The organism is Pseudomonas sp. 3HC3, assembly GCF_044904505.1.
Classification (GTDB): domain Bacteria; phylum Pseudomonadota; class Gammaproteobacteria; order Pseudomonadales; family Pseudomonadaceae; genus Aquipseudomonas; species Aquipseudomonas putida_Y.
Genome location: NZ_JADDRH010000020.1, coordinates 53854 through 77485, shown reverse-complemented (window position 1 = coordinate 77485; position 23632 = coordinate 53854). Strand labels below are relative to the sequence as shown.

Annotated in this window: 23 protein-coding genes; 5 read left to right on the top strand and 18 right to left on the bottom strand. The window is 60.2% G+C overall.

The features are described 5' to 3' along the window. Positions 1–394: 394 nt before the first annotated feature. The 8 genes from INQ47_RS21475 to INQ47_RS21440 all read right to left on the bottom strand — a co-directional run bounded on the left by INQ47_RS21475 (position 395) and on the right by INQ47_RS21440 (position 6614). Positions 395–970, bottom strand: a complete 576-nt coding sequence (locus tag INQ47_RS21475; RefSeq protein ID WP_404702543.1) for a hypothetical protein — start codon at positions 968–970, stop codon at positions 395–397. 31 nt (positions 971–1001) lie between these two features. Continuing rightward, positions 1002–1220, bottom strand: coding sequence for a hypothetical protein (locus INQ47_RS21470; RefSeq protein WP_404702542.1), 219 nt, complete (start codon positions 1218–1220; stop codon positions 1002–1004). 157 nt (positions 1221–1377) lie between these two features. Further along, positions 1378–2184 carry a hypothetical protein gene (locus INQ47_RS21465; protein ID WP_404702541.1) on the bottom strand — a complete coding sequence of 269 codons (807 nt, stop codon included), beginning with the start codon at positions 2182–2184 and terminating at the stop codon, positions 1378–1380. A gap of 243 nt (positions 2185–2427) precedes the next feature. After that, positions 2428–2664, bottom strand: coding sequence for a hypothetical protein (locus INQ47_RS21460; protein ID WP_404702540.1), 237 nt, complete (start codon positions 2662–2664; stop codon positions 2428–2430). Positions 2665–2755: 91 nt separating this feature from the next. Then, positions 2756–3484, bottom strand: coding sequence for a hypothetical protein (locus INQ47_RS21455; RefSeq protein ID WP_404702539.1), 729 nt, complete (start codon positions 3482–3484; stop codon positions 2756–2758). 277 nt (positions 3485–3761) lie between these two features. After that, a complete protein-coding gene (locus INQ47_RS21450) occupies positions 3762–4202 on the bottom strand; it encodes a cysteine peptidase family C39 domain-containing protein (protein WP_404702538.1) in 441 nt (146 codons plus the stop codon). Between the two features lie 238 nt (positions 4203–4440). Next, positions 4441–5712, bottom strand: coding sequence for a lipid IV(A) 3-deoxy-D-manno-octulosonic acid transferase (waaA, locus tag INQ47_RS21445; protein WP_404702537.1), 1272 nt, complete (start codon positions 5710–5712; stop codon positions 4441–4443). 11 nt (positions 5713–5723) lie between these two features. Continuing rightward, entirely contained in the window at positions 5724–6614 is an 891-nt protein-coding gene (locus tag INQ47_RS21440; RefSeq protein WP_003249460.1) for a LysR family transcriptional regulator, read from the bottom strand. Positions 6615–6700: 86 nt separating this feature from the next. Between INQ47_RS21440 and INQ47_RS21435 the strand changes: the two genes are divergently transcribed. The 4 genes from INQ47_RS21435 to INQ47_RS21420 all read left to right on the top strand — a co-directional run bounded on the left by INQ47_RS21435 (position 6701) and on the right by INQ47_RS21420 (position 10133). Beyond that, complete coding sequence (locus INQ47_RS21435; protein ID WP_098089472.1) at positions 6701–7033, top strand: multidrug efflux SMR transporter; 333 nt, start codon at positions 6701–6703, stop codon at positions 7031–7033. An 88-nt stretch (positions 7034–7121) separates the two neighbouring features. Then, complete coding sequence (locus INQ47_RS21430; protein WP_014859637.1) at positions 7122–8297, top strand: FAD-binding oxidoreductase; 1176 nt, start codon at positions 7122–7124, stop codon at positions 8295–8297. After that, a complete protein-coding gene (locus INQ47_RS21425; protein WP_003249454.1) occupies positions 8294–9106 on the top strand; it encodes an aldo/keto reductase in 813 nt (270 codons plus the stop codon). Before INQ47_RS21430 ends, INQ47_RS21425 begins: the two co-directional genes overlap by 4 nt. Positions 9107–9164: 58 nt before the next feature. Further along, positions 9165–10133, top strand: coding sequence for a metal ABC transporter ATPase (locus INQ47_RS21420; RefSeq protein ID WP_209969682.1), 969 nt, complete (start codon positions 9165–9167; stop codon positions 10131–10133). A gap of 81 nt (positions 10134–10214) precedes the next feature. On the opposite strand, the gene hldE is transcribed toward INQ47_RS21420, so the two are convergent. From hldE to INQ47_RS21405, 3 genes are all read right to left on the bottom strand, one after another. Further along, complete coding sequence (hldE, locus tag INQ47_RS21415; protein WP_021783834.1) at positions 10215–11636, bottom strand: bifunctional D-glycero-beta-D-manno-heptose-7-phosphate kinase/D-glycero-beta-D-manno-heptose 1-phosphate adenylyltransferase HldE; 1422 nt, start codon at positions 11634–11636, stop codon at positions 10215–10217. 130 nt (positions 11637–11766) lie between these two features. Further along, complete coding sequence (gene msbA, locus INQ47_RS21410; RefSeq protein WP_252461260.1) at positions 11767–13575, bottom strand: lipid A export permease/ATP-binding protein MsbA; 1809 nt, start codon at positions 13573–13575, stop codon at positions 11767–11769. 15 nt (positions 13576–13590) lie between these two features. Continuing rightward, on the bottom strand, positions 13591–14766 hold the full coding sequence (locus INQ47_RS21405; RefSeq protein WP_404702536.1) for an O-antigen ligase family protein: 1176 nt from the start codon (positions 14764–14766) through the stop codon (positions 13591–13593). Positions 14767–14866: 100 nt separating this feature from the next. Between INQ47_RS21405 and INQ47_RS21400 the strand changes: the two genes are divergently transcribed. Then, positions 14867–15472 (top strand): toluene tolerance protein, encoded by a 606-nt coding sequence (locus INQ47_RS21400; RefSeq protein ID WP_404702535.1) that lies wholly within the window; start codon positions 14867–14869, stop codon positions 15470–15472. Positions 15473–15475: 3 nt separating this feature from the next. Here the strand turns inward: INQ47_RS21400 and INQ47_RS21395 are convergent, their stop codons facing one another. From INQ47_RS21395 to INQ47_RS21365, 7 genes are all read right to left on the bottom strand, one after another. Beyond that, complete coding sequence (locus INQ47_RS21395; protein WP_252461263.1) at positions 15476–16567, bottom strand: glycosyltransferase; 1092 nt, start codon at positions 16565–16567, stop codon at positions 15476–15478. Between the two features lie 37 nt (positions 16568–16604). Further along, positions 16605–17378, bottom strand: a complete 774-nt coding sequence (locus INQ47_RS21390) for a glycosyltransferase family 2 protein (protein ID WP_252461264.1) — start codon at positions 17376–17378, stop codon at positions 16605–16607. Positions 17379–17443: 65 nt separating this feature from the next. Next, on the bottom strand, positions 17444–18400 hold the full coding sequence (locus INQ47_RS21385; RefSeq protein ID WP_003249439.1) for a glycosyltransferase: 957 nt from the start codon (positions 18398–18400) through the stop codon (positions 17444–17446). 48 nt (positions 18401–18448) lie between these two features. Next, entirely contained in the window at positions 18449–19852 is a 1404-nt protein-coding gene (locus INQ47_RS21380) for a PIG-L deacetylase family protein (protein WP_404702534.1), read from the bottom strand. Then, positions 19849–20745, bottom strand: a complete 897-nt coding sequence (locus INQ47_RS21375) for an antimicrobial resistance protein Mig-14 (protein WP_252461267.1) — start codon at positions 20743–20745, stop codon at positions 19849–19851. The genes INQ47_RS21380 and INQ47_RS21375 overlap by 4 nt, the downstream gene beginning before the upstream one ends. Further along, the gene (locus tag INQ47_RS21370; RefSeq protein ID WP_252461268.1) at positions 20745–21875 is read right to left on the bottom strand and encodes a glycosyltransferase; all 1131 of its coding nucleotides are present in this window, start codon (positions 21873–21875) and stop codon (positions 20745–20747) included. The genes INQ47_RS21375 and INQ47_RS21370 overlap by 1 nt, the downstream gene beginning before the upstream one ends. Next, on the bottom strand, positions 21859–23616 hold the full coding sequence (locus INQ47_RS21365; RefSeq protein WP_252461269.1) for a carbamoyltransferase: 1758 nt from the start codon (positions 23614–23616) through the stop codon (positions 21859–21861). Before INQ47_RS21365 ends, INQ47_RS21370 begins: the two co-directional genes overlap by 17 nt. Between the last annotated feature and the right edge of the window lie 16 nt (positions 23617–23632).

The window sequence follows — 23632 nt, the reverse complement described above, 5'->3', positions numbered from 1 at the left end:
GCACCTGTGAGAGCTGGCTTGCTGGCGATAGGCCTCCAATATAACTCCAGCCCTGAACGACAACGCCTAGGCGGCTACGGCAATCGTCGAGTCGATGCGTTGAGCCGACATATCACCGATAAGCACAGACCCCGCAGGTTCAGGGGCGAACGCAGCCATTGCATCAACAAGATTCCCCAGGCTCGGTAGCGATTGCTCGACAGCAAACAGCGATGACCCTGCTGAAATGGCGGAAATTTCTGGCACAGCAACCGGTTAGCAACGCCATTGGCCAGTACGGCATATCGATCCCCCTTCATAGCCATGTAGTCATACATATCACCAACACCTTTGGACTCAAAAATGCTACGTGCAGCCGCTATATCCTCTTTGGTCAACCCCGACATTTGCCACCTCATCTTCTGCTATTAATTAAAAAATCGACCACTGAGCGCCTCACTTCCAACCACCGCATTAACTTATCAGGGCGCATTATCACCTCGACTAGTACGTCTCCAAACACCACAAAGGTCATTTCACACGAATAGTAATTCGGCACTTTCGGGCGCCAACTGCAATACCCCACAGCAGCCAAGTCATCGAACTCACCCTGCCAATAGATAAGCTTCTTGTGATTTCCCAAAGTCGTGTCACGCGCCTCTACACGATAGAGGCTGCTTGACTCATCGTACTCAGCAAGCGTTATTGTTTCTGCTGGGCTTTTCCGCAAAAGAAACTCGAGTTGACGCCGTAAATCCCCCTCTCTTGCAGTTATCGGGGCCACTGCGACCAACAGCCCCTCATGCTCCAAGCCCTGCCGGAACACTAAACTGTCATCCGCCGGCTCGAGCTCTGGCCAGGTCATTGACAAAAATACAGATACTAGGTTTGCGTCACAGCCTTTTTTGTTATAAATAAAGCCAGGATCAAAAGAGCTTTTGCCCTCATATTCTGGCCAAAATGGAAAGTACAACCTCGAGAACTTATACACTTCCCCTGAAATTCTGCCGCACACGAAAGGATCAAACGTTATCTTCTCCCCTGGCTTCCAAGGTTCGCTCTTCCAGGCCACAACTATCATCATCAGCACGGGAATCAACAAGAGTACAGCGGAGCAAAGCCTCAAAAAACTCCAAGCCCATAGGAAAAACAAACATGGTATCTTTCTCATAATGACTTAGCGCTCCTTCAAGCTTTCTCGGACATGCAACCAAAAGAGGACTGAATCTAACTTTGATCATTTCCTTTCTCCTTGCCTTACACCTCGCCTTGCAATTCTTCAATTCTATTAACCACACACCTCAACTCACCTCGCAAAAAATCAACACTCACAAGAGCCAGCCCTCTTACCACGCTAAGCCTGACGCGCCTCTTCCACATCGGACATTTCCATCCTGATCATTTATCGACCCCATACCTCACAGCACTCATGAAAAACTCACCCACTGCCAAAGCAATGTTATGCCACTCCCCAAGCCTCCCCCATAAAAACTCCACATTAACAATTGCATCCCCTCCGGGTATCAAAAACTCCAAATAGCAACGCGAGTAATTGGCCTTGGGCTCCACCCAGTTGCAATAACCGATGTATTGCATGCGCCCCTTGGTCTCTAGCCAGAAAAAGCCCTTGCGCTGATTAGGAAATGCACTATCAACTCCCTCAAGAAAATTTAGACCGAGATCTTCGTTCAGCTTGCTAGCCTGAACTACAGCCGCAGGTGTTTCACGAAGGTAATGCTGGAGCTGTTTTCTCAACCCTGCTTCCCCATGCAGCCAAGGCTCAATTGCGACCGATATCCCATCAAAGCGAAAAGACGTCGCCTCACCGTAAGAGACGGGCTGCATCTCCGGCCAACTCATTGCCATATAGAGTGACACCAAGTTTGCACCACAGCCTTTTTTGTTATTTGTAAATCCCGGCTCCCAAGAACTCTTACCCTCATACTCAGGCCAATAGATCACATACTTCCTAGGGAGCTCATAAACAACACCCGAGATCTTTCCACACACCATTGGATTAGGGGTCGTCAGCTTCTTCGGCGCCCAAGCCGGGGTAATAACAATGGCGACCAACAACCACGCCACACTTAGCAACAACAACAATTTGCTAAAACCCCACAGCACCAAACCAAATCTTCTACACAGCGCAATTAGCTTTCCGAACAGCACCTTCACAAAGAGAAAGATATACCTGCAACTAATCATCACCCCTCCCTAGAACCAGTCTACCCATATCAGCCACTAAGCAAACTTCGCTTCAGACAATGCATAAACTTTTCCAAAATTTCTTTCGCACAACACGGAAATGCTGCTCCCAGCCCCAAACGCATCTGAACCACCGAGACCGACAGCACAGCAACTCGCCATGCTAGCCAAAATTATTGCACTACAGATCCGCAGCAAATTCCAAGCCGCTCTATATACAATGCACGCATTTTTATATTTCATTTACCGCTCCTTCAGACTTTCCTTTGCATGCCGCTGCAGGGGACTCAAGAAGAAACTGATAACCCTGCGCCTATCCACAATCACTTCTGCACGCACAGCCATGCCTGCCGTCAACGGTACGTCTTTATCCCCTGCGCGTAAAATTTCCTTGGTCAGCTCTATTCGAGCGCTATACATCAGGCCGAGCCGCTCATCTTCAATATCGTCATCAGAAATACTCTCCACCCCCTTGGACATCCCCGTACTTGGCAAACGTCAACATCTCAACTTTAATTTCCACTTACCATCCCTGATCAGAAGAGGTTAACTTCATCATTAAAAATTACCCTTACACGCCATTAGATGCCAAGAAGCTCTTGACACGCGACACCATCTCACCCCACTCGCTTAATTCGTCCCATCCAAAATCAATCTTCACAATAGCTTTACTGTCCTCCAGCAAATATCTAAAATGACAGCGATGGTATTTAGACCTATACTTACTCCAACTACACCTTCCAATTTGCTCCATATGCCCATTTCTTTCAGACCAGAAAATCATCCGTGGTGAATTGGGGAAAACGCTATCAACACCTTCCACTCGATTCAAACCTAATTGTCTATCAAACACCTTGGCCTCTCGCTGCTTATAAGTTGCCTCGGAAATGAAAAAATCAAAGGTTTCGCGCAGTCCCCTCTCACCAGCGGGCCATGGTTCAAGCGTCACTACGATCCCACTAAACTTCTCTGAGAAATAGTTCCCCGGCGTTAACTCAGGCCAGTTCATAGCCAGACTTAAAGAATATAAATTTGATTCACACCCTCTATCAACGCCGCCAGAACCTCTCTTATAACTTCCTTCATCCTCATATTCCGACCAGAAAGGAACATATTCGCTTGAAAACTCATACATAACACCGGACACCACACCACATACTTTTGGTGCAGGGGGTGCGACCGGCTTCGATTTTTCGCTTAAAGCAACAGTCGCCACTGCTAAAGCAACACAGCTCGCGGGAAGACACAACGCGACCGCTGCGCTAACCCTCAGTGCATTCCATATAATTTCGTACAGCATTCTCCAGCTGCTTTTTTCTCGTAGCCGATTCGCGTCCATCTGTTATCACCCTCACAAGTAATCACTTAGCGCTCCGTTAAACTTTCCTGCACATGTCGCCGCAAAGGCCTTAGAAAATAACTTATAACCTTGCGCTTATCCGTAATAACCTCTGCACGCACTGACATACCCGCCGTCAACGGAACATCCTGTTTTCCTACACGCATTATTTCCTTACCCAGGCGGACTCGAGCGCTATAAACCAATCCCCGCTTCTCATCTTCAATGGCTTTGTGGGCTAGGCGGATGATGAGTCGAAGCGCGACAGCCCGAGGGGCAACTGGGCATCGGAGCGAACCAGAATGAGTTCTCCCGACCAGCGCACCACCAGTTCCGCGAGGGTCAGCGCTTGCGGCGCGCGGGAATGGGGGGCCTGCACCAGAACCTTCTCGCCCTCCACGCGCGCGATGATGAAGTATTCACCACGCGTATCCACTGCAATAGCGGGCAAGGGCGTCTGCTGCAGCCGGGCCGGATCGACGCTGCGGTGTTTGGCCTTGAGGCCAAGTTGCTGAAATGCCCGAAGTAGTGTGCCGGTAGAGAACCGCTCACCCGCTGCTGCATGATCGTGCTGCAACTGCTCGGCAGAGACGGCAACACCATGGTATCGCGCCAGCGTGATAAGACACACCAGCCCACTTTCAATAGTGTTGGCATTGCCATCAGATAAATCAGCCATCACGCCACCTCTTATGAAAACCGGACATGAGGCGATACTAGCCCGAAGCAATAGGACAAACGTCCTACAAGCTTCCGACGCAAGCGTGTGACACTTCTGACTTTTAAAGTCTATTCGTAGGAAGTTTCCTAACGGCGAGAAATCCAGTGTAGGAAGTTATAACTTACGCCGTAGGAATAAATAACCAGAATCAGACATACCCACTCTAGACCGGGTCTTTGAGTGGATATGTCGATTATCAGCGGATCAAGGCCCCCAGACCCTCGAGCAATCGCTGCAAAGCCCCCTGATTGGCCCGCATCACCGCCCTGCCCGCCTCGCCCATGCGCTGGGCATCCTGCGGCAGTTCCACCAGACGGCGCACCGCGCCGGCCAGCCCGTCAGCATCATCCACCTGCTGCAACGCACCCGCCTCGCGCAGCATCGCGCTGATTTCGAGGAAGTTGAACACATGCGGCCCCATGAGCACCGGCAAGGCCAGCGCCGCAGGCTCCAACGGATTGTGCCCACCGGTCGGCACCAGGCTGCCACCGACGAAGGCAATGTCGGCCAGGGCATACAGGAACAGCAGTTCGCCCATGGTGTCGCCCAGCAATACCCGCGTTTGCGCATCGACCAGCGTGCCGGCAGAGCGGCGCACGGTGGTGAACTGCTCGCTGCACAGCGCATGCACTGCATTGAAGCGCTCGGGATGGCGCGGCACCAGAATCAGCAAGGCATCGCCATGCACCTGCAACAACTGCCGATGCGCCTGCAGGATCAAGGCATCTTCACCTTCGTGGGTACTGGCGGCGATCCACGCAGGGCGCTGGCCGCCCCCCCACTGTTCACGCAATGCCCTGGCGCGCGGCAACAGTTGTTCGTCGATCGTCAGGTCGAACTTGATCGAACCGGTGACTCGCACGCGCTCAGGGCGTGCACCCAGGTCACGGAAGCGCTGGGCCTCGGTTTCGGTCTGCACGGCAATCAGGCTCATCTCGGCCAGCATCGGCCGGGTCAGCCTGGCAAAGCGCCCATAGCCACGGGCCGAGCGCTCGGACAAGCGCGCATTGGCCAGCGCCACCGGAATGCCGCGCCTGGCACACTGGTGAATGTGGTTGGGCCAAAGCTCGGTTTCCATGATGATGCCCAGCTTAGGCTGCACATGATCGAGAAAACGCCCCGCCGCCCAAGGCAGGTCGTAGGGCAGGTAGCAATGCTGCACGCGCGGTTCGTCGGCGAACATGGCGCGGATGCGTTCAGAGCCGGTAGGGGTCATGCAGGTCAGTGTGATCGGCAACTCCGGGTAAGCCTTGAGCAAGGCACGCACCATGGGTGCGGCAGCAATGCTCTCGCCCACCGATACCGCGTGTACCCAGATACCACCCTGGCGCATGGCCGGCAGCTTGAAAGCAAAGCGCTCGCCGATACGCTGGCCGTAGGCCGGTGCCTTGCGCGCGCGCAGATACAGGCGCAGCGCAACCAGCGGCAGGCCCAGGTGAAACAGCAAGGTATAGAGAGTTCTGTTCATGGCGGCTAAGTCTACCCGATCGCGCGAAGGTGCACTGCAAAGCGCTCGGCCAGCCACTGCGCGGCCGGGCCCAGAGGCTCATCACGGCGCCAGGCCAGCTCCGCCACCAAAGCCGGGGGCCGCCAATCGCTGTCCAGTTCGACCATGTGCGCCTGGTAGGTCGGGTACTGCACCACATGCCGGGGTAACCAGGCCCAGCCCAGGCCGCGCATCAGTAGTTCGGCCATGGCGTAGAAGCTGTCGGCACGCCAGACCTGCGGGCTGATCGCTTCGCCGCCGGGGTAGCCGCTTTGTTGTGGCGTGATCAGCAACTGCCGGTGGCGGGCCAATTGTTGGCGGGTGACCCGGCCTTCGCCCGCCAGCGGGTGGCCGACCGCGCACACCGTGACCATCTCCACGCTGCCCAAGGCACGGCGTTCCAAGGAAGCCGGGATGCTTTCGTGGAGGAAGAACAGGCCCAGATCGGCGCGCCGCTCCACCAGCTTGCGCGCCACATCGCCCTGGGCTCCGCTGGCCAGTTGCACCTCCAGGAACGGGTAGCGGCTCGCCAGTTCGTCGAGGCTGTCGATCACCGGCTGATACGGCATGGCTTCGTCCTGCGCGACCCGCAGCAAGGCCTCCTGCCCGCGCATCAGGGCCAGGGCGCGGCCATCCAGGCGTTCGCACTGGCGTAACAATTCGCGGGCGTCCTCCAGCAAGGCGCTGCCGTTTTCAGTCAGTTTCGGTTGCCGGCCGCTGCTGCGCTCGAAGAGGGTGACCCCTAGGTCTGTTTCGAGCAGCGCGATGGCGCTGCTGATCGCCGACTGGGCTTTGTGCTGCTCACGTGCCACCGCGGAGAACGAGCGCAGTTCTGCAACGCGCAGAAAGGTACGCAATTGTTCAAGGTTCCACTGCTCGGCCATCAACCTATCTCCCCCATTGATAGGTAATGACTTTACCCCATCCAGGCAACGTCTAGAATGCCCGCTCAGTAACGGAGGATCCCGCCATGAATGCCTATACCTACCTCGCCATTGCCATCTGCGCCGAAGTCATCGCCACCGCCTCGATGAAGGCGGTGAAAGGCCTGAGCACGCCGTTGCCACTGCTGCTGATGGTGGTTGGCTATGGCATTGCGTTCTGGATGCTGACGCTGGTGGTCCGCAGCATTCCGGTGGGGATTGCCTACGCCATCTGGTCGGGGCTGGGGATTGTGCTGATCAGTGTGGCGGCGCTGCTGATCTATGGGCAGAAGCTGGATATGCCGGCGATGCTTGGCATGGCCATGATCGTGGGTGGCGTGGTGGTGATTCAGCTGTTCTCGAAGACCGCTGGGCATTGAGAGCCCGTGTGCGGGGCTCGCCGACGATAGGGCCATCTCAGGTATAGCCTGTATACTTGCCAGCTGTCCCAGTCTTCGAGGTACCGCCATGCCATCTGCCATTTCCACTGACGTGCTGATCGTCGGCGCCGGGGTCGCAGGCCTCTGGCTCAATGCCCGCCTGCGCCGCCTGGGCTACTCGACAGTACTGGTGGAGCGCGCCAGCCTTGGCGGCGAGCAGACCATCAAGTCGCAGGGCATCATCCATGGCGGCACCAAATACGCCCTGCACGGCGCCCTGACCGGCGCCTCGGAAGCCATCGCCGACATGCCGCGCCGCTGGCGCGAGGCCTTGGCCGGCAACGGTGAACTCGACCTCGGGCGTACCCGCCTGCTCTCCGATGCCCACTACCTGTGGTCGCCGGGCACCTTGGCCGGCAACCTCACAAGCTTCTTCGCCAGCAAGGCCGTGCGCGGCCGGGTCGACCAGGTCAAAGGTGACCAGTTGCCACCGGCACTGCAGGACCGCGCATTCAAGGGCAAGGTGTATCGCCTGGCGGAACTGGTGGTCGATGTCCCGAGCCTGCTGGCCAACCTGGCCGAGCTGGCCGGCGAGTCCTTGCTGGCAGGTGAACGCATCGAACCCTTGCGTGAAGGTAATGCGTTGGTCGGCCTGCGCGTGGACGACCGGGAAATCCGTGCCCAGCGCATCGTATTGAGTGCCGGAGCCGGCACCGAAGGCTTGCTGCAGGCGCTGGGCCTGGATCAGCCGGCCATGCAAACCCGCCCGCTGCACATGGTCATGGCCAAGGGCCCGAACCTCAAACCTTTGTACGCCCACTGCCTCGGCGGCGGGCCCAAGCCGCGGGTAACGGTGACCACCCATCCGGCAGCCGATGGCCAGTGGGTCTGGTACCTCGGTGGGGACCTGGCCGAAGCCGATGGCGTGGCGCGCGAGCCTGCAGCGCAGATAGCTGCAGCGCAGAAGGAAATCGCCAACCTGCTGCCCTGGGTCGATCAGAGCCTGGTGCGCTGGGCCACACTGCGCGTCGACCGCGCTGAGCCTGCACAATCTGGCCTGGCACGCCCGGACAACGCCTTCCTTGCCGACCAGCAGCGCCTGCTGGTGGGCTGGCCGACCAAACTGGCACTGGCACCGGACTTCAGCGACCGGGTAATCAGCCACCTGGAGCGCGACGGCATTCGCCCACAAGCACAGGCCGACCTGGCCGACCTCCCACGCCCTCCACTGAGCGTACCGGCCTGGGAGCAGTTGCTGCCATGAGCCTGCCAACCCTGCACGCATTCCATCGCCCGCTGGGCAGCACCGGCCTCACGGTCTCCCCACTGGGCCTCGGCACGGTCAAGCTGGGCCGCGATCAGGGCGTGAAGTACCCCACTGGCTTCACGATCCCTGGCGATGAGGAAGCCCGCCTGTTACTGGCCCAGGCCCGCGAGCTTGGCATCAACCTGATCGACACCGCCCCAGCCTACGGCCGTAGCGAAGAACGCCTGGGCCCGCTGCTGCGCGGCCAGCGCGATGAATGGGTAATCGTCAGCAAGGTCGGTGAAGAGTTCGAGGAAGGCCTGTCGCATTTCGACTTCAGCGCTGCCCACACCCGCCGCTCGGTGGAGCGCAGCCTGCGCCGGCTCGAAACCGACCGCATCGAACTGGTGCTGGTGCATTCCGACGGCAACGACCTGGCCATCCTCGAACAGCAGGAGGTCTACCAGACCCTGGCCGAACTCAAGCAGGAGGGCAAGATCCTCGGTTTCGGGCTGTCCGGCAAGACCGTCGCCGGCGGCCTGAAGGCGCTGGAGCAAGGCGACTGCGCCATGGTCACCTACAACCTAAATGAACAGGCAGAACGCCCGGTGCTGGACTACGCTGCCGAACACGGCAAGGCCATCCTGGTAAAGAAGGCCTTGGCGAGCGGGCACATCTGCCTGGCCCCGGGCGTCGACCCGGTGCAGGCCAGCTTCGAGCTGCTGTTCGCCCACCCGGGCGTCAGCAGTGCTATTGTCGGCACCATCAACCCGTTGCACCTGGCCCACAACGTGGCCACCGTCGCCCGCATCCTGGGCCAGCATTGAGTTACCTCAGGCCTCCGACTCAGGGCCTGGAGACTGACCCGACGCAAGGAGGAGCCTCGTGGCGCGAACGCTGATCCGCAAGAACCCGAGCAACTTCAAGACACTGCCATTGCATGTCGAGGCCACGCCCGAAGGCTTGATCTACCAAAGCATCGGCATGCCGCTGAACTTTGCCCAGACCCAGCAACGGCGCAAGGCCATCCAGTTACCCGACGCGCAACACTTCGTGGTCGAACTGGCCAACCTGGGCGTGTCAGTGCGCCTCACGCTGCATTGGCAGAACCGCGATTACTGGGTACTGGTGCGCCAGCGCCGCCAAGACCGTGGGGATGTGGTGCTGAAACTGATTTCCGGTTATGTACCGGCACAGGAGCTGAACCTGCCGCTGCACACGGCTGTACAGGAAGTGGCCGAGGAGTGTCTGCTGGAAACCCCGGAAGGTTGGCTGGGCGGTCGCTTCAACGACACCTGGCTGCCCGTACCCTACGCCGCCGCCCTGCACTACCGCGAAACACCCCACTTCGTGCTGGCACCTCAGTCCGGTGCCGCACGCCCGGTGCATTGCGGCAAGCTGATGCTACTGGAGCGCCCACGGGCCTATGTGCACCTGCCCACCGCTTCGCTACAGCTGATCTATGACATGCGCCTGCAAGTGCCCCGGGACGCCAAGAAACTCAGCTTGTTCCACGTTGACGAGCGGCTGGAGGGCGACCAACTGGTGGCGCGACTCAACCGCAAACGGCCCGACCTGTACCTGATGCCATTGAAGGACGGCCAGCCACTGGCAGAGCTGTACACGCTGAAAAAGGATGAACTGGTGCCGGCGAGTACGCGTGGGCTGTACCTGGCAGAAAGTTTTGCCCGGCAGGAAGGCTGGGTGGTGGCAGATGAACGGGTACGCTGGAAGGATTGGGTGAAGCAGCAAGGTTTGGTGGAAAGCAAGCCCGCACGGGCGTCGCACTTGCAACGGTTTGGCGACAAGGCGCGAGCACTGCTGGAGCGGGCACGTACCTCGCTGAACAAGTGACATCCCGGAGGCTTTCACCTGCTTGCTGGGGCGGGTAAACCCGCCCCAGCAGAGGGCCGCCACAGCGGCCCCAAGGTCAGATCAGTTCTTGCGAATTTTCTCGACAATCGCCGTGGTCGAACTGTTCTCGACCAGCCCCAGCACCTTCACGGTGCCGCCATAGCCCTTGACGATATCAGCGCCCACCACTTGGTCGATGCCATAGTCGCCACCCTTCACCAACACGTCCGGCTTGACCTGGCTCAGCAGGTTTTCCGGGGTGCCTTCCGGGAAACTGATCACCCAGTCCACCGCGCCCAGACCGGCCAGTACGGCCATACGCCGGTCAACGCTGTTGATCGGCCGGCCCGGTCCCTTCAGGCGGCTTACCGAGGCATCGTCATTTACCGCAACGATCAGGCGATCACCCTGGGCCCGCGCCTGCTCCAGGTAGGTGACATGCCCGGCATGCAGGATGTCGAAGCAGCCATTGGTAAAGACGATCTTCTCGTTGTGCGCCCGCGCGTCATCAATGGCCAGCAGCAATTGCTCCAGGCCCAGCACGCCGCGCTCGGAGCCTTCCTCACGCTGGATGGCCCGGCGCAGTTCAGGGGCGCTGATGGCAGCCGTACCCAGCTTGCCGACCACGATGCCCGCCGCCAGATTGGCCAGGGCCACCGCATGGGGTAGGTCCTCACCCGCGGCAATGGCCGCGGCAAGGGTGGAGATGACGGTATCGCCGGCACCGGTAACATCGAACACTTCGCGTGCCCGTGCTGGCAGGTGCAACGCCGGCTGACCAACACGCAGCAGGGTCATGCCATGCTCACCGCGGGTGACCAGCAAGGCACCCAGGTCCAGGTCCTGCAGCAATTGCAAGCCCTTGGCGACCAGTTCGGCCTCATCGACGCAACGGCCAACGATGGTCTCGAACTCGCTGAGGTTCGGGGTAATCAGACTGGCGCCACGGTAGATGGAAAAGTCCTTGCCCTTGGGGTCGGCCAGCACCGGAATACGCTTGGCGCGCGCCGCCTGGATCAGGTCTTGGTGATTCTTCAATGCACCTTTGCCGTAGTCAGACAGCACCAGCACCTTGACACCTTCGAGCAGGCCATCGACCTCCGCGCCCAGCGACAGCGGGTCGGTGGCGAACGGCTCTTCGAAATCGATACGCAGCAACTGCTGGTGACGGCTCATGACCCGCAGCTTGACGATAGTCGGCTGGTGCGCGATGCGCTGGAATACCGAACGGACACCGGCAGCCTGCAGACTGTTGGCCAGGCTGTCGGCAGCCTCATCCTGGCCGGTAACGCCGATCAGCGAAGCCGGCGCGCCCAGCGCAGCAATGTTCAAGGCAACGTTGGCCGCACCGCCGGGGCGATCCTCGATCTGATCGACCTTGACCACCGGGACTGGCGCTTCAGGCGAAATACGCGAAGTACCGCCATGCCAGTAGCGGTCGAGCATGACATCGCCGACCACCAGTACCGGGGCTTGATCGAAACGCGGCATGGACAACTTCATGGGCAACCCATATGGAAATAATGAACAGGGGCAGGATATTAGCACAGGGTAGTCAATGGCTTTATGGCCAGATCATCCCTGGAAAATTCCCGTGACAATCGGGGCCATGACGGCCCCGATCAAGGAGGGTTCAAGTGATATCGGCCTTGGCCGGCTCATCCAGCCCCATGGCATGCAGGCGGGCATAATGGCCATTAGCCGCAAGCAGCTCGGCGTGAGTACCGCGCTCGACCAAGCGGCCCTGGTCCATGACCAGGATCTGGTCGGCCTTCTCGATGGTCGACAGGCGATGGGCGATCACCAGCGTGGTACGGCCTTGCATCACGTGGTCCAAAGCGGCCTGGATATGCCGCTCGGACTCGGTATCCAACGCCGAAGTGGCTTCGTCGAGGATCAGCAACGGCGCGTTTTTAAGCAGCGCACGGGCAATAGCCAGGCGCTGGCGCTGCCCACCAGAAAGCAGTACACCGTTCTCACCCACTTCGGTATCGAAGCCCTTTGGCAGCCGGTCGACGAATTCCTTGGCATAGGCATCGGCTGCGGCGGCTTCGATGTCTGCGCGCGGCGCGCCAGCCAGATCGCCATAGGCGATGTTGTTGGCCACGGTGTCGTTGAACAGGGTGACATGCTGGGTGACTTGCGAAACATGGCGACGCAGGTTGCGCAGGCGATAGTTCTCGATCTCCACGCCATCGAGCAGGATCTGCCCCTTGTCGTGGTGATAGAAACGCGGGATCAGTGCCGCCAGAGTAGACTTGCCACTGCCTGAGCGGCCGACCAGGGCGATCATCTGCCCGGGCTCGGCTACAAAACTGATGTCGCTCAGCACTTCACGCTCGGTACCCGGGTAGGTGAAGCTCAGGTTACGCACTTCCAGGCGCCCTTCCACGCGTTCCTTCTCGACAGTACCGGTGTCCACTTCGGGTGCTTCGTCCAGTTGCTCGAAGATGCTCTCGGCACCTGCCAGGCCCTTCTGGATGGTCGAGCTGACTTCCGACAACTGGCGAATAGGCTTGGGCAGCAGGCCGGCAGCGGTGATATAAGCCACCAGGTCACCGGCAGTGGAGTCCCCGCGCAGGAACAACACCAGGAACATCAGCGCAGCCATGGCGCTGTAGATCACCAGCTGAAGCATCGGTGTGTACAGCGAGCCGGTCTTGGTCATACGCAGTTGCTTGTCGGTGTTGCTCTGGCTGGCCTGGCCGAATCGCCGCTCCTCATACGCCTCGCCACCGAAGCTACGGACCACGCGGTAACCCTGGATGGTTTCCGAGGCAACGTGGGTGACGTCGCCCATGGCTACCTGGATCTTCTTGCTCTGCTTGCGGAATTTCTTGCTGGCGATGCTGACCATTACCGCGATCACCGGCAAGATGGCGACCATCACCAGGGTCAGATGCCAGTTCATCCAAAGCAGATAGGCAAACAGGAACACCACGGTCAGGCCTTCGCGGATCACTACCTTGATGGCGTCGGTAGCGGCGCCGGTGACCATGGTCACATTGAAGGTAATGCGCGAAATCAGGTGCCCGGAGTTGTGGTTGTCAAAGTAGCGGTTGGGCAACACCAGCAACTTGTTGAACAATGCCACCCGCAGGTCATGCACCAGGCTCAGAGAGACCTTCGCCAGGAAGTAGTTGCCGAGGAACGAGCCCAGGCCCTGCCACGCAGCGATCAAGATGATCAGCAGCGGCACCGCCTGCAGCAATTGCAGGTCACGCAGGTAGGGGACGTTGGGGAACAATACCGCTTCGGGGTTGCTCAGCCCATCGACGAAGTACTTGAGAATGCCGGCCAGCATTGGCTGGGTCGAGGCAAAGATCACGAAACCGACAATGCTCAGCAGGAAAATGCCGACATAGGGTTTCACATAGCTCAACAGCCGGAAGTAGATCTTCAGGCTGGAGGTGTGCTCCGCTGGTCGCGGTGTTTCGGCCATTATCGAGCTCGCTGTTCAGGTTGAACCGGCAATTTTACCACAGGCGTCATTTTCGGCACGCCCCCATGGCAGCAACATGGCAAGGCCCACCGGCAGCCAGCTGATGAACCATTCGGCACGTGGCGTACCGGTGAGGCTGGCGGCATCGAACTGCATGGCCAGGGTCGAGTACACCCAGAAGCCCAGCAGGACCTTGCCCAGCAGGGTGCTGCGTGCGCGCACGATTTCGCCCAGCGTGAACAGCCATACCATTACCCACAGCAACATGCCGGGCACGCCCATTTCAACGGCAACATGGGTGAACATGTTGTGGGTGTGATCGAAGTGCATGCCGACGGCGCTCACTTTGTAATCAGCCCCCAGGCCAAGTCCAGTCCAAGGGTGCGCGGCAATCATCTCGACCACGGCATGGAAAATTTCCGGCCGGTAGGACGAGCCACGCTGGGCGATAAGATCGTACACGGCCAAAAAGGCCAGGCCAGTGGCAAGCAACGCCAGAACAGAAAACACCCGGCTGTAGCGGTCACGGAACCACAGCGGCGCCATCACTACGGTAATCACCAGTGCCAGAATAGCGCCACGGCTCTGACTGAGCATGGCGAAGGCCCCCAGGCAAGCCAGTGCCGCCAGCCACAACAACTGCAAGCCACGTTGCCGAGGTGGCTCGTAGAGCATCAAGAGCACGGCCGCACCAATGACATAGGCCCCCAGGATGGGGTGGGATATCTCGCCGATACCCGCCAGCCTGACCAGCAGCGGCGTACGCTGCAACCCATAGAAATTGATGATGGAGAGCAACGCAGCGAGGGCCAGCAGCGCGCTGCCAAGCAGCAATAGCTGACGAATGCGGGCCTGGCCAAGCTGGGCCAACAGCGGAAACGCCAGCAGGAACACCAGGATGTAGAGCAAGCGTTTGAGCTCGCGCCCGGGCTCCTCGGCGGGCGACCATGCCAGGCTAAGGCCGCTCCAGACCAGGAGGAGCAGCACACTCCCCCACAGCGCCGGTTGGCGCCTCCAGGCTTGCACCAGCACACCTCGGGCCGACCAGGCCAATACCAGCGTTGGCAGCCACAAGAACAACACCAGACCTTGCTGATAAACCTTGTTGCTGGGTGCCAGGGCAATCGCCGCCAGGAACCAGACCAGGCCAAAACCTAACCAGGCCTGTGCCCAGCTTTTTTGATACAACATCCTTTCCCCCGATGAATCAAAAACACCATCCATGGTGCTACAGCATTATTTTCGGCATTATTGCCGGTCATTTTGCTCGCCAGACGACAAGGCTCTATTCATGCAATGCTCCCGGCTCACCCAGGTCGACTTCGATCAGCTGACACTCGGCGCACAGGTGCTTGAGGCAGACAGCCATGGCGCCAAAGTCTACCTGCTCACAGATGGAAATTTCCTCAAGGTTTTTCGTAGGAAGCGGCTGATTTCATCCGCACTGCTACGACCTTACTCGCAGCGCTTCGTCGATAACGCCGCGCGCCTGGCGCAACTGGGCATCCCTACCCTCGAAGTGATCAGCCAGCACAAGCTCGACCTGCCGGGCCGCACTGCTGTGCTGTATCGCCCGCTACCAGGGCGGACGCTGCTGCAGATATCGCGCGATGAAGGCTTCAGCTGGGACAATTACCTGCCGCACCTGATCGAACTGATCCGTCAGTTGCACCGCAGCGGCGTTTATTTCCGCTCACTGCACCTGGGCAATGTGGTGGTCACCCCCGACCAGCGTCTGGGCCTGATCGACGTGGCCGACATGCGCTTTTTGCGCCCGCCGCTGTCGGCCCGCATGATTCGACGCAATGTGCAGCATATGGTGCGCTATATCCAGCGGGAGAACCTGGGCGACCGGTTCCCCCTTGCCGCCTTCGAGGCAGCCTTGCTGACTCGCTGAAGGTCAGCTGCGCAACAGGCTCTGCGAGCCGTTGCAGAACGCCTGCCAGGCCTGCTCCGGTGCCAGTGCCTGGCGCTGCTTCGCGGCTATCGTCGAAGCACTGAGCGTCGTGCAGCGCTCTATCGCCTCAGCCCAGGCGCTTTCGTCGGCAACCGGCAGGTAGCCACCAGTGTCGCGCAACTGCTCGCGAAACACCTGCAGGTCGCTGCAGACCACCGGTACATCGGCCATCACCGCCTCTTGCACCACCAGCCCCAGGCCTTCGGAGCGCGAAGGCACCAACAGCCAGTCGAATGCCCGATACAGCTGCTGCAGGTCTTCGCGGTGACCGCGCAGATGAACACGCTCAGCCAGGCCCAGCGCGTTGATACGCTGCTGCAGCATGGCATGCTGCGGTCCCTCACCAATGATCGCCAACTGCAAGCCCGGCTGCCGTGCACTGGCCTTGGCGAATGCTCCAATCAGCATTTCGAAGCCTTTACTCTCTACCAATCGCCCTACCGCACCCAGCATCACTCCAGCACCCTGAGGCAACCGCAGCGCCTGCCTGGCCTGGTCCCGGTTCAACAAAGGCTCGACGAATGCAAGCGGGTCAAGCGCCATGCGCAGCGTCTGCACCGGCCTGCCCAGGTCACACGCCAGCGACTCGGCCAAGGTCTGTGATACCGCTGCAATACTCAGGCGCTCGGACGGAAACATCTGCAACATGCGGATATCGCTGGCATGCAGACGCGTCTTGCCATGGAACAGTACCTTGGCACGCACGTGCGGAATGCGCTGCAACAACGGCAGCACCAACCGGGCCACGCCAATACCATCAAGCAGCACGATTTCGGCTGCGGCATCGGCCAGTGCCTTGCGCAAGCGCATGCGCAGCCATGGGCGCAGCAAGCGCCACAAGTGCCGCCCTTTGAGCGCTCGTGAGGGCATATGCCATTCGCGGGTCGAACCGAGCCCACAGCAGAGCCCGCTCCCCAGCAGTAGCCAGTTACTGATCCGGGCATCGGCACCCGCATTCGACAAGACCTGCCGATGCACCTTGTGGATGGACATGTACGGCGTTCCACCCGCCCACATCATATTGACGATGTTCATGGGCCCTCTCCCGCTCAAGTCAGGTGGGACAGCGACTTCATTGAACAAAAATGGTGATTCCCATGCCGATCAAGGCCCCCGCAACCAGCGTCAATACCAGCTTCATCCGGTCACGCTGACGACGCTTGGCCTTACGCTCCACTTCAATGGGCAAGGTCACGTGATTGCCGAATCCAGTGTGCAATACTGCGTCACCCTCCAAGGTGACCGCTGTCAGATTTAACTCAGCATAGCGACGGGAAAGCGCCTTTTCTCCAGCATAGGCGGCAAATGGCGCACAGCGCTGGTAATCGCTCAATCGGCGCAGCCCAGGGTTGAGCGAGAACGCTTGCCACTCGGCCTTGTCGGACAGCAGCGGATAGCACGGCACCCCGGCGATCACCTGGCGATCGCCCAAGTGGATGTACGGGCTGTGGATAGCCAAGTCGTGGGCATGGCTGCGCAACCACACCTGCAACAGGTTGGGGCTGACATCCAGGATGGCCTGCGAGTCTTCGACAAAGCCTTGGCGGTAGAATTGCCAGTCGTCTTCGCAGTGAAAAATGTACGGCGTCTTGACGTGGCTGTAGGCCAGGTCGATAGACGGCAACTGGCCAAGTTTGGGCCGGTTGACGAACACCTTGCAGTGCGGCTTCCAGTGCGCCGGCACGGCGGCATGCACAGCATCGTCGCCAGAGTCTTCGGTGATGAATACCTCGCGAATGGGCGCGGTGTTGTAGCGATCGAAACTCTCAAGGGTGTCTTTGAGCAGATCGAACCGCCCACAACTGGTCACGACGAGCGTGACGTCACTCTCATTTGAAAAGCGCACCGGACTCCCTCCGCATTACGACTATCGGTTTTCAACAACCCGCTCCTGGGCGTGAAAACTCTTGTTTAGATGCCCAGCTTCAGGCGCAGCCGCTGCCATGCAGACAATGGCGGGTGGGGCCTGAGCGCCGGGCGCATGTGGTCGACGATGCTACGTCCAACTGCGCCGAAACTAAAACGGGAAACCGCCAGATGGCGGCCATTTTCTGCAATCTGCCGGGCTAGTTCGGGGTTCGCGCGCAAGCGACGGAGCTTTTCCTGAAGGGTCGGGATGTTGTCATAGAACACCACGTTGTGCATGTCTTGCAGGCCCAGCGCACGGTTCTCTTCCTCGCCCTGGTCGTATGCCAGCAACACGCAGCCACAGGCCATGGCTTCGAAGTTCTTGATCATGTATTCGCCCATGCCGACATCGGCACTGACGAAGAAACGAATACGGTTGAGCGTGTTGCAGTAGTCCTCGCCCGACTTGGTACGGGTTACCAACAGGTTCTCGACCTGCCCCAACTCGTCCAGCAGCGCCTTGCGGCCGCTATAGGCCACGCTGTTGACGCTACCGACAAAGGCCAGCTCGATGTCACGCTCGCGCCCTTGGTCGGCCAGCAACTGCTCGTCATAGCCCTTGGGCACGAACACCGCGTCAAAACCTTCCTGGCGCAGGCGCTCGCTTACCATATAGCCGGAGCTGATCACCCGCGCCCATGGCAACTGGCGGTAATGAGCGCTGAACTTGCCGGTGTACTTGCACGGGATGTAGTTCTGGTAGGCGTCGTGCTCGAGAATCACCAGGTTCGGCACAGTGCGGATGAAGGCCACTTGGCGGATCTCCTGCTTGAAACGCAGGAAGAACACGATGCGGTCATAGCGCTCGACTTGCACCTCACGCTTGAAGTAACGGCGCAGGTTGCGCTGATCCTGGCTGGTCAGCCAGCGCAGGTCGCACTCGCAGTTGGCCGCGACGCCATCGTACAGGCGGTCAAGAATCGCCCGCTGTTCCTTCTGCACCAGAAATAGGACTTTCATTGCTTTCCTTGGGCGCTCTGCGCCTTCGCGGTCAACCATGGGGCGTGCTTACAGCTCACGCCGCCAGAACAGTTCGTGTCGGCGCACGGCCTTGCGGAAGAATTCGTTCTCCCCGTAAGGCGATGGCTGTCGCCCGGCAAGCCAGCGTTGCAGCAGGCGGCGCAGGCGGCGCTTGAACGGTGCCGGCGGCTGCAGGTCGTGCATCATGCCCAGGGCCATGGCCTTGTCGCGCTGGGTTGCGCAGTCCAGCACCAGGCTGCAGGGTGCCCAGGCCTGGGCAGCGCTCAATTGCGGCGGCAAAGCCACGCCATCGCCACTGTTGCCCATAGGCCAGCGGTCGTTATCGTGCAGGTGGTTGGCGTAGCACAGTAAGGTTTGCGGCTGCCAGGCCATACCTTGCAAGGCTTCCAGCACCGCCGCCTGAGCGCAGATATGATCCGGGTGGGGGTCTAGCTGCGGGTGCGGCATCACCAGCACCTCTGGCTTGGCCAGTTCCAGCAAGGCTCGCAGGTCGGCCAGCAGGTTGTGCCAGGTGGGTGCGCCATCACGGTCGCCCGGTAACGGGAACGGGTTGAGCTGGCGGAACACACGGATATCGGCCAGGTCTGCCTCACGTGAGGCCGCCGGCTGGTCGGGTGCGGCCTGCATGGCAGGTAGTTGCAGGCAGAAGTAACCCAGCTGTATGCAACGCGACTCCTGCACACCGGCCCAACGCGGCACGACGATGCTGTCCCAGGCACGCAGGCGCCCCTTCAGGCGCGCGGCCTCGGCCTTTGCCAGGCCCATCTGCTGATAGTGCTCGGCCTCTATCTCACCGGCGGTCAGGGTCACCACCCAGCTTTCGTCGGCCTGGCTGTACAAACCATACGCGGCCAACTCGGCATCGTCGGCATGTGGCGCGATCACCATCACCCGGCGACGCTGCAGCTCGATCGAAGGGGTTATCCACAGGCGCAACTGACCCTGCAACTTGCAATGCCGGCCGCGCAGGCGCAACGTGCCGGCCTGCAATGGCGCAGCAAGACCCGTCAGGTTGAGGAAACGCACGCCATCGACGCCCCGCTCGAACGCTTGCCGATCGGCCTGCTCGCCAGCCAGTAACTCAACCCGAGGGTCGAGAAAGCGCCCTAACCAGGTGCTTTTTAGCCGCAGTTCAAGCACCAGGGTTTCGCCGCCTTGCAGCATGCACTCAGCCTTGAGCCAGCCATCGTGCAGGCTGGCAGGAACCTGCTGCACCTGATCGCCGAAGTCGTAGGCATAGTCCTCACCCGGTGCATAGAACAGGTGGTCGGCAAACCAGGCCTCATGGGCAGCCCAGAGCAGCGGCAACAGCAGCAGTGGCAGCCACCACCAACTGAATACACCGAGGGCGACCAACGCAACCAGGCCCGCCAGCAGCCCCAGGCGTTTGTTGCGCCGGTGGCGCTTGAGCAACTGCTGCTTGCGGCTCACGCTTGATACACCGGCACAGGGTTGCACCAGCGGTCCTTATACTCGCGGTCAGCGCGGCCGAACGAGAACCGCAGCGGCTTGTTGCGCGCCCGGGCGTCTTCCCAGGCGGCCTGGGTATTGAGGAAGCTCAGCACGCTGCCTGGGCTGAAGGCCTTGGTTTCAGGGTCGACACCGCCATTGATGTACTCGACGCTAATCCACTCGGGCGCCTCGACACGGTACACCAGCTGGATGGCAATTGGCTTACCGTCCAACAGCAGCACCGAGCCGATCAGCAGCTCGCGCAGGCGCTCCAGCACATCGGCCATACGCTCGGCACCGGTGGCAGGGAAGCCCCAGCGGCGCTGGAACAGGTCGCAGTACATGCGGGCGATTTCCTGAGCACTGAAGTCGCTGATCGGGCGCACCACGCCACCCGCCTCTTCCAGCAGGCGCAGTTCACGGCGCTGGTTGTAGCGGAACTTCTTCGACAGGTCTTCAGGCGCCCGGGCCATGGCCAGCTGCTCCTTCTGCGCCTTGAGGCCGTTGAAGCGGCCCTGGTTCAGTTCGGACAGGTAACGCACGGTATGGCGCAACGGCGCAGCGGCATCAGGCGCCGCCGGCAAGATGATCTCGGCATTGCCGAGGTCGAACAGGGCTTTCTTGCCAGCACGCTTCAGCACATCCTTGGACAGCGCCAGGTGACGCCCCCAGACCGGAATCGCGGCTTTCAGCTCGCCAGCCTGGTGCCAGCCCAGGTAACGCACCGGGATTTGTGCCAGGTCCGCCAGTTGCTCGACCACCAGCGGATGGGTGGCGACACTGCCGCCAAAGCGCGCCCATGCCTGGGCATAAGCCTTGGCATCGATAGCTTGCCAACCGCGCTCGCGGAAGGCCTGGATACGATTGAGCATCAGGCCTGCCCCACCAACGCGCGCACCCGCGGGAGTTGCCAGAAGGCCTCGCGCACCGCCTGGTCAGAGAAACGCTCACGCAGGCGCTGCAGCATGTGCCTGGCACAGGCCTGGCGCTGTTCAGCATCCAGTACGGCCATGTGCTTCAGGCCTTGGGCCAACTGCGCGGCGTCGCCCAGCGGGAACAGAACGCCAACGCCCTCAACCACTTCGCGGGCACCGCCACAGGCCGTGGCCAGCACCGGCACACCGGCAACCATCGCTTCAAGCAGAACCATGCCGAACGGCTCGTGATCTGAACTCAAAGCGAACACGTCGAACGCCTGAAAGTAACGGCGCGCATCCGGTACCTGGCCAAGAAAGTCGACTTGCCCGGCAATGCCAAGCTCGGCGGCCAATGCCTTGAGCCTGGCCTCCAGACGACCTTTGCCGAGAATCGCCAGGCGGGCACCAGCAGGCAGCCCCGGCAGTGCCTGGGCAAAACCGCGCAACAGGGTGGCCTGATCCTTGTCCGGGTGCAGGCGCCCAACATTGCCGACGATCCACGCCTGCGAGTCCAGGCCCAAGGCCTGCCGTGCGTCAGCGCGCGACACCAGCGCTGCTTGAAGGGCGTCGATGTCGATGCGGTTGTACAGGGTCTGAATGCGCTCGGCCGGCCACTGCGGCAAGCAACGGCGCATATCGTCACGTACCGCGTCCGAAACACCCAGCAGGCTCAGACGCTTGCTGAACAGGTTCGCGAACAGGCGGCGGCCTTTGCGCTGGTAGTCACCAAAGGCATGGTGCACACCAATCACTGGCAGGCCGGTTCCCAGCAGGGCAACGTAGATCGGCTTGAAGCGATGGGCGATGCAGAAAGCGAAATTGCGTTCGGCCGCAATGCGCCGCAATGCGCGGATGGCGCCGAGTTTCAGACCACGCACGTCCTTGGAACTGAACTCAAGGAACAGCACCTCGTCCGACGCACAGCCAGCCGCTACCTGCGCGTCGGCGGCGCCGGTGAGGAACACCGTGGTGACCTGGTACCCACGCCCCTGAAACAGGCTGGCGTACTGACGGGCACAGTCCAGGAACGGCCCGTCATAGCCATGGCAGAACTGCAGGATGCGCGGTTCAGAGCGGCTGGTCATACGGGGCCGCGCCGTCCTTCACAACCAAAATGTCTTCCATGATCAGGTACTGCAAGTCCGAGCCGAAGAACATGTTCAACGCATCGGTCGGCGAGCAGATCATCGGTTCACCACGACGGTTCAGCGAGGTGTTCAGCGACACGCCGTTGCCAGTCAGGTCTTCCAGCGCCTTCATCATGTCGTAGTAGCGCGGGTTGTACTCGCGCTTGAGCACCTGGGCGCGCGAAGTGCCGTCCTCATGCACTACTTCCGGCACGCGGGCCTTCCACTCTTCAGCGACTTCGAAGGTGAAGGTCATGAACGGCGCGGGATGGTCGACCTTGATCATCTGCGGGGCAACAGTGTCGAGCATCGACGGGCAGAAAGGTCTCCAGCGTTCGCGGAACTTGATCTGGTGGTTGATGCGGTCAGCCACGCCTTCCACGCTCGGGCAGCCGATGATCGAGCGGCCACCCAGGGCACGCGGCCCGAACTCCATGCGGCCCTGGAACCAGGCTACCGGGTTGCCATCGACCATGATCTGTGCGATCTGCTGCGGCATGTTTTCGAGTTTGCGCCACTTTGGCTGGTTCGGGTGACGGGCGCAGGCGGCGATCACGTCTTCGTTGGAGTACGACGGGCCGAGGTAGACGTGCTCCATCTTCTCGACCGGAACGCCACGGGCGTGGGAAACATAGGCAGCGGCGCCAACGGCAGTCCCGGCGTCGCCGGAGGCCGGTTGGACGAACAGCTCTTTCACGTCCGGACGGGCGATGATCTTCTGGTTGAGCTTGACGTTCAGCGCACAGCCGCCGGCGAAGGCCAACTTGCCGGTTTCACGCAGGGTGTCGCCCAGGTAATGGTCGATCATCTGCAGCGCCAGTTTCTCGAACAGCGCCTGCATGCTGGCGGCGTAATGGATGTACGGCTCGTCGGCGATGTCGCCTTCGCGCTTGGGGCCCAGCCATTCGATCAGCTTTGGCGAGAAGTAGAAGCCCTTGCCCTTCTCTTTATAGCGGCGCAGGCCGATAACGTTGGCGTACTCGGTGTTGATGACCAACTCGCCGTTTTCGAAGCTGGCCAGACGCGAGAAATCATACTTGCTGGCGTCGCCATACGGCGCCATGCCCATGACCTTGAACTCGCCATCGAGCATTTCGAAGCCAAGGAACTCGGTGATAGCACCGTACAGGCCACCCAGCGAGTCCGGGTCGAAGAATTCCTTGATCTTGTGGATCTTGCCGTTTTCGCCGTAGCCAAAGAAGGTAGTGGCGTACTCGCCCTTGCCGTCGATGCCCAGGATTGCGGTTTTTTCCTTGAAGCCCGAGCAGTGATAAGCACTGGAAGCGTGGGCCAGGTGGTGCTCGACGGGCTCGATCTTGACCTTTTTCGGGTCAAAGCCCAGTTGCTCCAGGCACCAGACGATCTTCTTGCGATAGCGCTTGTAGCGACGGTTGCCCATCAGGATGGCATCGAGTGCACGATCCGGGGCGTACCAATAGCGCTTGGCATAGTGCCACCGCGCCTTGCCGAACAGGCTGATCGGGGCGAACGGGATGGCTACCACGTCGACGTCGGACGGCTTGATGCCTGCCTGTTCCAGGCAGAACTTCGCCGACTCGTAGGGCATGCGGTTCTTCGCATGCTTGTCACGCACGAAGCGCTCTTCTTCGGCGGCGGCAATCAGCTTGCCGTCAATGTACAGGGCCGCGGAAGGGTCATGGCTAAGGGCGCCGGACAGGCCAAGAATCGTCAATGCCAAGGGATTAGCCTCTTCA